14 protein-coding genes are annotated in these 12,289 nt (G+C 66.6%); 6 read left to right on the top strand and 8 right to left on the bottom strand.

From position 1 onward, the window contains the following. Position 1 precedes the first annotated feature (1 nt). A complete protein-coding gene (locus tag ABIR17_RS12165; protein WP_348004665.1) occupies positions 2-1,552 on the top strand; it encodes a succinic semialdehyde dehydrogenase in 1,551 nt (516 codons plus the stop codon). Positions 1,553-1,756: 204 nt separating this feature from the next. On the opposite strand, the gene ABIR17_RS12160 is transcribed toward ABIR17_RS12165, so the two are convergent. Beyond that, entirely contained in the window at positions 1,757-2,143 is a 387-nt protein-coding gene (locus ABIR17_RS12160) for a twin-arginine translocase TatA/TatE family subunit (RefSeq protein WP_348004664.1), read from the bottom strand. A 57-nt stretch (positions 2,144-2,200) separates the two neighbouring features. On the opposite strand from ABIR17_RS12160, the gene ABIR17_RS12155 reads away from it, so the two are divergent. Next, entirely contained in the window at positions 2,201-2,833 is a 633-nt protein-coding gene (locus ABIR17_RS12155) for a class I SAM-dependent methyltransferase (RefSeq protein ID WP_348004663.1), read from the top strand. A 37-nt stretch (positions 2,834-2,870) separates the two neighbouring features. On the opposite strand, the gene ABIR17_RS12150 is transcribed toward ABIR17_RS12155, so the two are convergent. The 4 genes from ABIR17_RS12150 to ABIR17_RS12135 form a co-directional block, all read right to left on the bottom strand. Further along, complete coding sequence (locus tag ABIR17_RS12150; protein WP_348004662.1) at positions 2,871-3,044, bottom strand: DUF3117 domain-containing protein; 174 nt, start codon at positions 3,042-3,044, stop codon at positions 2,871-2,873. A gap of 104 nt (positions 3,045-3,148) precedes the next feature. Continuing rightward, a complete protein-coding gene (locus ABIR17_RS12145) occupies positions 3,149-4,360 on the bottom strand; it encodes a hypothetical protein (protein ID WP_348004661.1) in 1,212 nt (403 codons plus the stop codon). Next, positions 4,345-5,406, bottom strand: a complete 1,062-nt coding sequence (gene dapE / locus ABIR17_RS12140; protein WP_348004660.1) for a succinyl-diaminopimelate desuccinylase — start codon at positions 5,404-5,406, stop codon at positions 4,345-4,347. Before dapE ends, ABIR17_RS12145 begins: the two co-directional genes overlap by 16 nt. Positions 5,407-5,432: 26 nt before the next feature. After that, positions 5,433-5,771, bottom strand: a complete 339-nt coding sequence (locus tag ABIR17_RS12135) for a gamma-glutamylcyclotransferase family protein (protein WP_348004659.1) — start codon at positions 5,769-5,771, stop codon at positions 5,433-5,435. A 23-nt stretch (positions 5,772-5,794) separates the two neighbouring features. On the opposite strand from ABIR17_RS12135, the gene dapD reads away from it, so the two are divergent. Then, on the top strand, positions 5,795-6,733 hold the full coding sequence (gene dapD, locus ABIR17_RS12130) for a 2,3,4,5-tetrahydropyridine-2,6-dicarboxylate N-succinyltransferase (protein ID WP_348004658.1): 939 nt from the start codon (positions 5,795-5,797) through the stop codon (positions 6,731-6,733). A gap of 105 nt (positions 6,734-6,838) precedes the next feature. Further along, complete coding sequence (locus ABIR17_RS12125; protein WP_348004657.1) at positions 6,839-7,240, top strand: hypothetical protein; 402 nt, start codon at positions 6,839-6,841, stop codon at positions 7,238-7,240. Here the strand turns inward: ABIR17_RS12125 and ABIR17_RS12120 are convergent. Next, a complete protein-coding gene (locus ABIR17_RS12120) occupies positions 7,231-7,809 on the bottom strand; it encodes a hypothetical protein (protein WP_348004656.1) in 579 nt (192 codons plus the stop codon). The two genes, ABIR17_RS12125 and ABIR17_RS12120, sit on opposite strands and share 10 nt — an antisense overlap. A gap of 19 nt (positions 7,810-7,828) precedes the next feature. Next, entirely contained in the window at positions 7,829-8,512 is a 684-nt protein-coding gene (locus tag ABIR17_RS12115) for a lysophospholipid acyltransferase family protein (RefSeq protein WP_348004655.1), read from the bottom strand. 118 nt (positions 8,513-8,630) lie between these two features. Between ABIR17_RS12115 and ABIR17_RS12110 the strand changes: the two genes are divergently transcribed. Together ABIR17_RS12110 and ABIR17_RS12105 are read left to right on the top strand one after the other, a co-directional pair. Next, positions 8,631-10,418 (top strand): glycoside hydrolase family 15 protein, encoded by a 1,788-nt coding sequence (locus ABIR17_RS12110; protein ID WP_348004654.1) that lies wholly within the window; start codon positions 8,631-8,633, stop codon positions 10,416-10,418. An 89-nt stretch (positions 10,419-10,507) separates the two neighbouring features. Beyond that, entirely contained in the window at positions 10,508-11,443 is a 936-nt protein-coding gene (locus ABIR17_RS12105) for an EamA family transporter (protein WP_348004653.1), read from the top strand. On the opposite strand, the gene kduI is transcribed toward ABIR17_RS12105, so the two are convergent. Beyond that, positions 11,427-12,263 carry a 5-dehydro-4-deoxy-D-glucuronate isomerase gene (kduI, locus tag ABIR17_RS12100; RefSeq protein WP_348004652.1) on the bottom strand — a complete coding sequence of 279 codons (837 nt, stop codon included), beginning with the start codon at positions 12,261-12,263 and terminating at the stop codon, positions 11,427-11,429. The genes ABIR17_RS12105 and kduI overlap by 17 nt on opposite strands. Between the last annotated feature and the right edge of the window lie 26 nt (positions 12,264-12,289).

Here is a 12,289-nt window from a genome sequence, read left to right as displayed (position 1 = left end):
CATGTCGGGATCACCGCTCGACCGGAAGCTCGCCGAAGAGCTGACCCGGGATCTCACGGCTTCGGGCAAGACTCCGAAGACCGTGATCGCACCGTTCACCGGCAAGCCGCTGCACGATCTGCCGCAGAGCACCGTCGCCGACGTCGAAGCCGCCGCGGCCCGAGCTCGGGTGGCGCAGAAAGCCTGGGCGGCAGCGGGCTTTGCACACCGCAAGAAGGTGCTGCTCAAAGCGCACGACCTTCTGCTCGCCCGCACCGAGCGACTTCTGGATGCCGTGCAGACCGAGACCGGAAAGACGCGCGGTCAGGCGTTCGAAGAGGTCGCCATCTCGGCAAGCTCCACCCGGTACGCGGCGCTTCGCGCGAAGCCGGTTCTCTCACCTCAGCGCCGGCGCCCCGGGCTGCCGGTCGCGATGAGCACGCGAGTGATCTTCAAGCCGAAGGGCATCGTCGGCGCGATCACCCCGTGGAACTACCCGTTCGCCCTCGCCATCATGGACATCGCACCGGCGCTGGCCGCGGGTAACGGCGTCGTGCAGAAAGCCGACGACCAGGGTGCGCTCACGATTCTGATGGCCCGCCGCGCATTCATCGACGCCGGAGTCCCCGCCGACCTGTGGGCGGTCGTGGCCGGCCCCGGAGCCGACATCGGCAACGCCGTCGTCGATGTGGCCGACTACGTGTGCTTCACCGGGTCGACCGCGACCGGAAAGGTCGTCGCCGAACGGGCCTCGCGCCGACTCGTCGGGGTCTCACTCGAGCTCGGCGGTAAGAACCCGATGATCGTGCTCGACGACGTCAACCCGGTCAAAGCGGCCGCGGACGCCGCCTATGGATGCTTTGCGGCATCCGGTCAGTTGTGCGTGTCGATGGAGCGCATCTATGTCGAGAAGGGCGTCGCGGACGCCTTCACGACGGCGTTTGCCGCCCGCACCGCGTCGCTCGTGCTCGGCACCGCGTTCGACTACTCGACCGATGTCGGCTCGCTCGCGACCGAAGCGCAGTTCACGCGCGTCACCGCCCACATCGAGGATGCCGTCAAGAAGGGCGCGACCGTACTGGCCGGCGGTAAGCCGCGCCCCGAGATCGGGCCGTACTTCATCGAGCCCACGGTGCTCGCGAATGTCACGAGCGAAATGTCGTGCGACCGCGACGAAACCTTCGGAGCCCTCGTCGCCATCCACGTCGTCGACAACGCCGACGACGCCGTCGCCCTCGCCAACGACTCCGAGTTCGGGCTCAACGCGTCGGTGCTCACCCGCTCGATCGCCCGCGGACGTCGAGTCGCCGCCGGAATCGACGCCGGATCGGTCAACATCAACGAGGGCTACAGGGCATCCTTCTCCGCCGTCGACGCCCCGATGGGTGGGGTGAAACTCTCCGGCCTCGGCCGCCGCAACGGGCCTGAAGGGCTGCTGCGCTTCGTCGAATCGCACACCATCGCCAACGCCACCGGCATTCTGCAACTGCCCCGCACGGGGAAAGAGTGGAAGGGCATGGTTGGGTTGATCACCTTCGTCCTCAAGGGTTTGCGCGTGTTCCACATTCGGTAACTCGGGGGCGCGGGTTGCGAAAGATTTGCGCGGGCCGAAGGAGCGGGGACCCCTACCCCGATCGACCCGCGCAAACCTTTCGCAGCCCGCGTCGTGGACGACGACGGGCGCTCGCGTGATAGGCCGGTGCGGGTTACGAACGACGGCGGGCGCTCGCGTGATACGCAGGTGCGGGTTAGCCGTGGGGGCTAAGTGGATTCGGGGTTAGGTGGATTCGGGGTCGTAGGGGGCGGGGCGGGCTTTGCCTTGGCGGCGTAGGCGTTGCTCGTGGGCCGTTTCGCGATATGCCGGGATGGGGGCGGGGCCGCCTGTCGAGACGGGTTTTGCGGTGGGGTCGTCGTCGAGGAGGGCCTCGCGGATGATGCGGCGGGGGTCGTATTGGCGGGGGTCGAGTTTTTTCCAGTCGACCTCGTCGAACTCGGGACCCATCTCTTCGCGCATGCGGTCGCGGGCGCCGTTCGCGAAACCCCGGAGCGTCTTCACGAGGCGTGCGAGTTGTGCGGCGTAGCCGGGCAACCGTTCGGGACCGATCAGAAAGACCGCGATCACCAAAATGATCAGCAGCTTGTCGAAGGTCAGTCCGAAGGACACGGGCTCAGGATAGCGGGGCTGCCTGGGCGCGACCGGGTGCGGCGATACGCTGAGCCGATGGCCGACAAGGAGACGAGCTGGCGTTACGCCGAAGAGTTTGTCGTCGAGCCTGAGGCCATCTCGACTGCCCGCCAGCACTCACTCGAGTTGGGTATCGAAGCGATCAGCCCCGCGATGGGCGCACAACTAGCCCTCCTCGCCGCCGCGAGCACGAGCCACTCGATCCTCGAGATCGGCACCGGCGCTGGCGTGAGCGGGCTGTGGCTGTTCCGCGGCGCACCGCTGGCGGTTCTCACGTCGATCGACATCGAGTTCGAGCACCAGCAGGCCGCCCGCACGGCGTTCGCTGAGGCAGATGTGCCGGCCAACCGCATCCGGCTCATCACGGGTACCGCGCTCGACGTTCTGCCGCGGATGAACGACGGCGCGTACGACCTGATCTTCATCGACGCCGACGCCGAATCGCTGCTCGACTACGTCGAACACGGCCTGCGCATTGCTCGACGCGGCGGCATCGTCGTGGTCGCGCACGCGCTCTGGCGCGGACGCGTGGCCGACCCCGCCGCGCGCGACGAAACGGTTGCCGACTACCGTGCCTTGCTGGCGACGATCTCGGAGTCGTCCGCCGTCATCGCATCGCTGAGCGCAGCCGGAGACGGCCTGCTGCAGCTAGTAAAATTGTCCGACTAAGGACTGACGCGATCGCCCGAAGCGCGACGCCACAAGCTCAGGCGGGGTTGACCACTTTGCCGAGGGTTTCCCACAGCTCTTTGGCTTCGGCGTCGTTGACGGAGACCACGAGACGGCCTCCACCTTCGAGCGGAACGCGGACGATGATGAGACGCCCTTCCTTGACGGCCTCCATCGGCCCGTCAACGGTCCTCGGCTTCATCGCAGCCATGCGTTGGTTCCCCTTTCGGATGCCCTGAAGCTCCATTATCTCGTATCTCTGAGGGCTCTCGAAACCCAGAGCCCGATCCGAGGGGTCCCGCCCAGCGTCGGATGCTAGGGCGGGGTCCAATCGTTGAGGTCTGCGCGCCACAGCCAATAGGTCCACAGGGCCTGCCCGATGACCCCCGCCAGGAGAAGCCCGGCGCGCCAGATGCGCGATTTCGGCACGGCCAGCGCGCCGAGTGCAGGGGCGAGCGGCACGAGCAACCGGAAAGTGCTCGACTGCGGAAAGAAGACTGCCAGCAGGTACAGCGCGTAGGAGATCAGCCAGAACCGGATGTCGGGGCCCAGTTTGCGCACGGGCCGTGACAGCAGGAAAGCCACGAATCCGCCGACCAGCAGCACCAGGAGGCCTAGGCCGATGACCAGGTTCCACAGGTCAGGAAGGTGCCACCACTTGTCGACCCACCACTGCGCCCCAAAAGTCCAGGGGGTCGTGAATGGCAACAGGTCCGGTCCGATGTAGCCGGCGCGCCAGACGAGTTCGGTGTCGGTGTAAGCGCCTGGGTCACCGGTGGCGGCCCAGGCGATGAAGATCCAGGCGACTCCCGCCACGGCACTCACGAGCCCGACGACGACCACCCAGCCACGCTCGCGCCACGGGAACGGATCGCGCTTCCTCGTCACAAATCGTTGCACCAGGTGCAGAAGCATCAGCAGCGCGAATGCCAGTCCGCTCGGCCGCGTGAACGCCATCACGAGAACCACCGGGATGATCAGCACGTATCTTCGCTCGACCAGAAGAAGCAGCACGAGGAACAGCAGAAACAGGTGCATCGACTCCGCGTACGACACCTGCAACACGGTTGAGAGCGGGGCGAAGCACAGCAGCGCGGTCGCGAAGAGCGCGGAGCCTTCCGGGAGGAACTTCGACATCAGTTTGAAGAAGATCAGCGCCGCGCCGACCGCGAAAAGCAGCGACGCGAACGGAGCGATCGCCGGGAACGGGATGCCGAACACGGTGAAAATCCGAAGCAGGAACGGGAAGGCCGGGAAGAATGCCCACGCGCTCTCGCCGGTGTGCCCGTTGGCATCCCGATCGATGTGATCCGGGTAGCCCGACTGGTTGATCGTCCAGTACCACTGGCCGTCCCAGATGTTCGAGAACTCGAAAATGTTCGGCTGCTCGCCGGTTCGGTCACTCCGGTGCTGCACACTCGCGACCGCGAGCATGATCACGGTAGTGACGACGCGCGACGTGATAAAGATCGCGAGCACGTGGCCCCACCACGGCCAGCGCTTCACGCGGGTTAAGAGGTCAACCACGCCCGCAGGCCCCGCTCAACGCGTTCGATCTGTTCAACCGGCACGCGCTCGTCATCGGCGTGCGCGAGCGACGGATCGCCGGGACCGTAATTCACCGCCGGGATGCCGAGGGCCGCAAAGCGGGCAACGTCGGTCCAGCCGAACTTGGGTCGCGCCTCGCCCCCGACTGCCGCGAGAAACTGCTGTGCAATCGGATCATTCAGCCCCGGGCGAGCACCCTCGGCGACATCGGTCACCTCAACATCGAAACCCGCAAACAGATCGCGCACGTGACGTTCGGCCGCCGCGGCATCCCGATCGGGAGCGAAGCGATAGTTGACCTCGACAACGCACTCATCGGGGATGACGTTGCCGGCGACTCCGCCCCTGATGAATACCGCGTTCATCCCCTCGCGGTACACCAGCCCATCGACTTCGGCTTCGCGCGGCACGTAGGCGACGAGTTGTTCGAGTACCGGCGTGACGGCGTGGATCGCGTTCGAGCCCATCCAGGCGCGGGCCGAGTGAGCACGCTTGCCGGTGACCCGCACGTCGGCGCGCAGGGTGCCGTTGCAGCCGCCCTCGATCTCGGCGTTGGTCGGTTCGCCGAGGATCGCGAAATCCGCTTCGAGCAGGTCGGGGCGGTTGCGGGCGATGCGACCGAGGCCATTCAGGTCGCTCGCCACCTCTTCGTGGTCGTACCAAACCCAGGTCACGTCGACGATCGGTGCAGACACCGAGGCGGCGAGCACGAGCATCACCGCGCAGCCGCCTTTCATGTCGACGGTGCCGCGGCCCCAGAGTTCGCCCGCATCGAGCCGCGAGGGAAGGTTGTCGTTCACCGGCACGGTGTCGAGATGCCCGGCGATGACAACCCGACGTTCGCGACCCAGGCTCGTGCGGGCGATCACGGCATCCCCATCGCGGATGATCTCGAGGTGCGGGTAGGCGCGCAGCGCCTGCTCGACGGCGTCGGCAATCGCCGTCTCGTTACCCGAGACAGATTCGAGGTCGACCAGCTGAGCGGTCAGGTCGACGGCGGACGCGGTGAGGTCGAGGCTCGGCACGAGTCGAGCCTAACCAGCCGGATTGGTCAGTCCTCCATCGCGACGTAGACGAAAGCCTCCACGCCCGATCGCAACAGCACCGCGACTCGGACGTAGTCATCCACCTCGTAGTCATCGGTCGCGGCGAGCTCGGCGTCAGTGAGCTCGAGTGCGGCACCCGCCACCTCGTCTGTGGGCCCACCGCGGCGCAGGATCGGATGACGATCTGATCCGCTCGTCTCAATCACCTGCGGGTCGGTGATCACGATCCAGTCGAGCCGATAGCCCGGCAACGTGTCGTCAACAGTCGGAACCTCGCGGCCATAGAGCGCGCGCTGCACGTGCGGTTGACGGAGCGTGCCGTACGAGAAGACTCTGCTGGTCATCGGTACGACGATATCTTGGGACTATGCCCGCCGACGCGTCCCGACAGGTGTGGGGCCACGGCCTCGCGACGATCACCGACGACGGCACGGTACTCGACACCTGGTACCCGTCGCCGTCGCTGACCGAACCGGCGGGGCACGGACTGCCCCCGGAGTTCGAAGGCCACCTCGGCCCGGACCTGCGCCGCGAAGTGCGGGTCGAGCACGTCTCACTCGGAATCGACCTGGATGCCGCCCCCGATTCGACGACGGACGCCTACCTCCGCCTCCACGCCCTCTCGCATCTGTTGGTGCGACCCAACGAGCTGAACCTCGAGGGGTTGTTCGCGCACCTGCCGATCGTCGCCTGGACGACCGCCGGCCCGATGCTGCCCGAAGCCTTCGCGCGACTGCGCCCGGCTCTCCAGCGGGCGGGCATCTCGTCCCTGGGCCTTGACCGCTTTCCGCGACTCGTCGACTACGTCACCCCGGAGCGGGTGCGCATCGCCGACCCGGCCCGGGTTCGACTCGGCGCCTACCTTTCCCCGGGCACGACCGTCATGCACGAAGGATTCGTGAACTTCAACGCGGGAACCTTGGGCGCGTCGATGGTTGAAGGCCGCATCTCGCAGGGGGTCGTCGTGGGCGATGGCTCCGACATCGGTGGCGGCGCCTCGATCATGGGCACGCTCTCTGGGGGCGGCGCGCATCGAGTCTCAGTCGGCGAGCGCACGCTGCTGGGCGCGAACGCGGGCATCGGCATCTCGCTCGGTGACGACTGCGTGGTCGAGGCCGGCCTGTACGTCACCGGAGGTACCAAGGTGCGACTCCTCATGCCCGGCGAGGAGGCGCGCATCGTCAAGGCGTCCGAGCTAAGCGGGTCCGACGGCATCCGGTTCCGCCGCAACTCGCAAAGCGGCGCCGTCGAGGCGACCCCACGGGAAGGTCACGGCGTCACCCTCAACGCGATGCTGCATCCCTGATGGCCCTTGACAACGCAGACTGGCACCTTCGCGACGCGACGACGCCGCAACGGGCGGCCACGCACATTGCGCTGTTTCTGGGCCCACCTCGTCGACTCGGGCTTGATGCGCGATCGGGTGCGCGACGAGCTCGGGGTTGAGGTGCCACTCGATCTCTCCCGCACCCCCACGCAACATTTCGAGACGTACTCGGACTCGAAGCTGGTCGCCGACGACTTCACCTCCGAAGCGACCCAACTGCTCGCGGGCTACGACGACTATCTGGACGACCTGGGCCTCGACATGGTGAGCGGCCTCGAGCGGGATGCCGACATCCCGCCGAGCTACAACATCGTCGACAGCTGGGACAACGTCGCGAAGGTCGGAGCACACCTGGAGCTGCAGGAGTGGTCGAAGCGGATCTCCCGCCGCGTCACGAAGTGGATCAATCGACGTTCCGCCGACCTCGACGTGTGGCAGGCGCGTTCCGACGCGAGACGCCGGGATGTCGATCCTCCTCAGTCTTGAACGACGACGATGAGCGTGTACGCCGGATCGAGCAGCTCGTCCTCCCCCGGGTTCTTGGCACTTTCTGTCGCCGTGATAACCACGCGATACCGCTCGCTGTCGGCCACGACGGTACGTTTCGTGTCGTCGTGCCGATCGTCGACGTCGAACCCGAGCTGTGTGAGCCGCGCGACCAGCTGGTCGACGTCGTCATATCCGCCCCAGAACAGTGCCGAATAGCCGGGCCGCCCGCTCGAATCGAATTCCAACACGTTGTCCTTGATCCAACGGTTGGTGAAGACCGGAACGCCCGCCGGAAACCCTGCTGGGACGCCCGCGCCGACCTGCCACGTACCGGCCGGAGTGGACCGTACGAATACCGGCATCGGAACGACCTCGTCGTCGGTGAGCACGACGATGGTCGGGTCGGTAGTTGTCGGGGTTTCGGCTCCGTCGCCGGGTGAGATCGGCAACGCACTCGGCGAGGAGCCCCCACCGGGCCCGGGGATGGGAAGAAAGAAGCATCCCGAGAGCGTCGCCGCCCCGAGGATCAAAACGAATATTGAGGCCAAAATGCGAGATCTACCCATGATCCGAGCCTAGGTGCGCTCAGACGCGGGCCGGTCGCCGAGCGTTGGCCGCGTAGACATCCACGTATTCCTGGCCACTCAGCCGGTTGATTTCGAGCATGATCTCGTCGGTGATCGAGCGCAGCACGAAACGGTCTTCGGCAAGGCCCGCATACCGCGAGAAGTCCATCGGTTCGCCGAACGTCACGATGACACGAGTGCCGAGTTTGAGAAACTTCGCGCCCTTCGGCAGCACCGCGTCGCTGCCGGAGATCGCGACCGGGATGACAGGCACCGGGGTATCGAGCAGCAGGCGGGCGATACCGGTACGACCGCGGTGCAGGCGACCGTCTGGGCTGCGCGTGCCCTCCGGGTAAATCCCCATCAGCTTGCCGGCACGCAACACGTCGACCCCGCCGCCGAGGGACGCCGCCGACGCCGATCCGCCGCCGCGATCCATTTCAAGCTGGCCCATCGCCTGCAGGAAGCTGCGCACGAATCGAGCACGCAGACTCTTACCGGAGAACAACTGCTCCTTGCCCAGGAACGCCACGTGACGCGGGAGGGCACCGGGTACGAAAGCCGAGTCGAGCAGCGCGAGATGGTTGCTCGCGATGATCGCCGGTCCCTTCTTCGGGATGTTGTGCACGCCGCGCACCTCGTACCGAAAGAGCACCTTCAACAGCGGAACCACCACGAGGTTCTTCAGCAGCCAGTAGCGCACGCCATTGTGTCTAGCAGACTCCCGAAGATTCGGCTCTTCGTCGCGTCACGAGCACCCGGCGAACGACCCTGCCTAAACTCGACAAACACGTTCGTTCTCGGCCCGGAGGTCACCCGACATGCCGCTCGCGATCGAGGATTACGCCCTCATCGGCGACCTCCACACCGGTGCCCTCGTCGGGGTCGATGGCAGCATTGACTGGCTGTGTCTGCCTCGGTTCGACTCGGCGTCGACGTTCGGCGGGCTGCTCGGGGATGACAGCCACGGCCACTGGCGCCTGGCGCCCGTCGGAGCCGAGCGGTGCACGTCACGGGAGTACCGCGGCGACACGTTCGTGTTGGTCACCCGCTGGCGCAGCGACGAGGGCGAGGTCGAGGTGATCGACCTCATGCCCATCGGCGACCGGCGCGCCGATCTGGTGCGACGGGTGCGCGGCATCCGGGGCACCGTGCGAATGGAGCAGGTGTTGCGCATCCGGTTTGGCTACGCCGACGCGCTCCCCTGGATGCGCCAGGAGGAACGCACCGACGACGATCCCGTGCATGGTCTGGTTGCCGTCGCCGGTCCCGACTCGGTCGTGGTGCGCGGGCCACACATGCACCCCGACGGGATGTCGCACCGCGCCGAGTTCACGGTGCACGCGGGCGAGACGGTCGATACCGTGCTCACCTGGTTCCCGTCTCACCGAAAGCCTCCGCGATCGATCGACGTCGACACGGTCATCGAGCGCACCCAGGATTGGTGGGCCGCCTGGATCGCGTCGTGCCCCGACCTTGGGCCGTACGAGTCGCACGTGCGGCGCTCACTTCTGGTGTTGCGCGCGCTGACGAATGAGGACACCGGCGGCATCGTCGCCGCCGCGACGACCAGCCTTCCCGAAGATTTCGGCGGATCGCGCAACTGGGACTACCGCTACGTCTGGCTGCGCGATGCCGCCCTCACCCTCCAAGCACTCCTGCTGCACGGCTTTCGCGCCGAGGCGACGGATTGGCGCAACTGGCTGCTTCGTGCCATCGCCGGCGACCCGGCCGACATCCAGATCATGTACGGACTGGCGGGTGAGCGCGAACTCCCCGAACGCGACCTGACTACCCTGCCGGGCTACCGGGGTTCGTCCCCCGTGCGGGTCGGCAATGCCGCATCGGAACAGTTTCAGGGCGACATCTTTGGTGAAGTGATGCTCGCGCTCGAACAGGCCCGCCGTGCCGGCGCCGACGAAGACGCTTTTTCGTGGCCGCTGCAGGTCGCCCTGCTGGGTTTCCTTGAAGAGAACCTCGACCGCCCCGACAACGGGCTCTGGGAGGTTCGCGGACCCGCCCGAATGTTCACCCACTCCCGCGCGATGATGTGGGCCGCCTTCGAGTGCGGGGTGCGAGCCGTTCGCGATCACGGGCTCGACGGCCCCGCCGACCGTTGGGGCGCCTACCGCGATCGGCTCCGCACCGAGATCGAACGGGACGGCGTCGACCCCGAACGCGACATCTTCGTTCAGGCCTACGGCGAGACAGCCGTCGATGCGTCCCTCCTCCTCCTGCCGTCGATCGGCTTCGTCAACGCCAACGACCCGCGGATGCTGCGCACTGTCGCCGTCATCGAACAGGATCTGCTTCACAACGGTCTGCTGCACCGCTACCGCACCGACACCGGCGTCGACGGGTTGCCCGGCGGTGAGCATCCATTTCTCGCCTGCTCGTTTTGGCTCGTGCAGCAGTACGCGCGCACCGGACGCCTCGACGAAGCCGAGGCGCTGATGACTCGCCTCACCGGATTCGCGAACGACGTCGGGCTGTTGTCGGAGGAGTACGACCCCGAGAACAACCGCCAGGTGGGCAACACCCCGCAGGCCTTCTCACACCTCGCCCTGGTGCGCGCTGCAGACTCGTTAGCCCACGCCGCGCGCGGGTGAGTTCTCGCTCAGGAGTACTCGGCAGCCCGTCGCCATGAGTTGGCGCGAATGCGACGGTGCACGTCAGTGGTGCGCGGCACAATGAGGGTGTGACACGACGCGGCCTGATCCTGTTCATCGCGCTCGGGATCGCCTGGGGCATCCCGTACCTGTTCATCAAGGTGGCGGTCAGCGAACTCGAACCGGCGATGGTCGTACTCGCCCGATCTGGGCTCGCCGCCATCCTGCTGCTGCCGCTGGCACTCTTCCGGCGCGAACTCGCACCCGTGCTGCGCCGCTGGCGACCGATCTTGGCCTACACCGTGGTCGAGATCGTCATCCCGTGGTTCTTCCTCAGCTCGGCCGAGACGCGCATTCCCTCCTCGACTGCGGGGCTGCTCATCTCGGCAGTGCCGCTCGCCGGCGTCGGCGTTGGCTTCTTGCTCGGCCGACCCGCCAAGATGTCGGGACTCAACTGGCTCGGCATCACGCTCGGGATGGCGGGGGTCGCCACACTCGTCGGCTTCGAGATCGGTGGGTCCGACCTGATCGCCGTCGCCCAAGTCGCGGTCGTCGTGGTGGGGTATGCACTCGGTCCGGCCATTTTGGCGAAATGGGTCCCCGAGCTGCCCGGTGTCGGCGTCACCGCTGTCTCACTGGGAGTCGCGGCGCTCGTCTACGTGCCGTTCGTCGCCTTCACCGGGGGCTTCCCGACCGCGTGGCCGTCGGCACCCGTCATCGTCGCCATCGTTGTGCTCGCCGTGATCTGCAGCGCGCTCGCCTTCGTGTTGATGGTGGCCCTCGTCGGCGAGATCGGGCCGGTACGGATGAGCGCGATAACCTACGTCAACCCGGCGGTCGCGATCTTCGCCGGCGCGATCTTCCTCGGCGAAGCCGTGACGGTGTGGACAATCCTTGGCTTCGCGCTCGTGCTGAGCGGCTCCTACCTGGTGACCCGCCGCCGCAAGGACGTCATCGCACCGGCCGGCCCCGAAGAGGCCGTCGCCGAGGTGATGTCGACCGAAGACCTCACCTCAGGTCGGTGACGGGTGCCGGATCCATGTCGTCGAACGCCTGGTTCTCGCCCGCCATCGCCCAGACGAACGAGTAAGCGGCGGTTCCCACGCCCGAGTGCAGCGACCAACTGGGCGAAATAATGGCCTGCCGATCGGCGACCACCAGATGCCGGGTCTCATCGCGTTCGCCGAGCAGGTGGATGACGCGAGCATCCTCAGGAATGTCGAAATAGAGGTAGCACTCGGTGCGCCGGTCGTGGGTGTGGGCGGGCATGGTGTTCCACATTGAGCCGGGATGCAGCTGCGTGACCCCCATCACGATCTGGCAGGACTTCACTCCGTTTTCATGGATGTACTGGTTGAGCGAGCGGCGGTTGGAGGTGACCTGATCGCCCAATTCACGCACCGTCCCCTCTCCCGGCGCGACGAGTGCAGACGGGTAACTCGTGTGTGCGGGAGCCGAGAAGAGGTAGAACTGCGCTCCGGTCTCGGCGCCCGCGTCGGCGTCGGCAAACGTGATCTCGCGGATGCCGCGGCCGAGATAGAGGCAGGCGCCCGTCACGAGCGAGAAGGTCTCTCCGTCGGCAGTGACGGTCCCTGTGCCACCGACGTTGACGATGCCCAGCTCGCGGTGCTCGAGAAAATAGTCGCTACGGATCTCGGGGTAGCCGGGCAGGCTGAGCTCCGCACCCGCCGGGGTGACACCTCCGAGCACGACGCGGTCGTGGTGCGTGTAGGTGAGCCGGATCTCTCCCGGCACGAAGATCTCGGGGATGAGGTACTGCGCCCGCAGCTCCTCGGTCGTCCAGCCCGGCACCTGGGCCGGGTTCGTGGCGTAACGCTGTTCCATCAGTTTCCCTTTCGAGGTGGTGTCTG

The sequence above is a fragment of the Pseudolysinimonas sp. genome (assembly GCF_039912695.1).
In the GTDB taxonomy this organism is placed as follows: Bacteria; Actinomycetota; Actinomycetes; order Actinomycetales; family Microbacteriaceae; genus Pseudolysinimonas_A.
Note: the sequence above shows the minus strand (reverse complement) of the source record. Positions and strands in the feature narration are given on the sequence as shown.

What these genes read in the sequence shown, in the direction of transcription:
- ABIR17_RS12165 (WP_348004665.1), top strand. Translation starts at nt 2, where the DNA reads ATGTCGGGATCACCGCTCGACCGGAAGCTCGCCGAAGAGCTGACCCGG.
- ABIR17_RS12155 (WP_348004663.1), top strand. Translation starts at nt 2,201, where the DNA reads ATGGCCGACAAGGAGACGAGCTGGCGTTACGCCGAAGAGTTTGTCGTC.
- ABIR17_RS12150 (WP_348004662.1), bottom strand. Translation starts at nt 3,044, where the DNA reads ATGGCTGCGATGAAGCCGAGGACCGTTGACGGGCCGATGGAGGCCGTC.
- ABIR17_RS12135 (WP_348004659.1), bottom strand. Translation starts at nt 5,771, where the DNA reads ATGACCAGCAGAGTCTTCTCGTACGGCACGCTCCGTCAACCGCACGTG.
- dapD (WP_348004658.1), top strand. Translation starts at nt 5,795, where the DNA reads ATGCCCGCCGACGCGTCCCGACAGGTGTGGGGCCACGGCCTCGCGACG.
- ABIR17_RS12125 (WP_348004657.1), top strand. Translation starts at nt 6,839, where the DNA reads ATGCGCGATCGGGTGCGCGACGAGCTCGGGGTTGAGGTGCCACTCGAT.
- ABIR17_RS12120 (WP_348004656.1), bottom strand. Translation starts at nt 7,809, where the DNA reads ATGGGTAGATCTCGCATTTTGGCCTCAATATTCGTTTTGATCCTCGGG.
- ABIR17_RS12110 (WP_348004654.1), top strand. Translation starts at nt 8,631, where the DNA reads ATGCCGCTCGCGATCGAGGATTACGCCCTCATCGGCGACCTCCACACC.
- kduI (WP_348004652.1), bottom strand. Translation starts at nt 12,263, where the DNA reads ATGGAACAGCGTTACGCCACGAACCCGGCCCAGGTGCCGGGCTGGACG.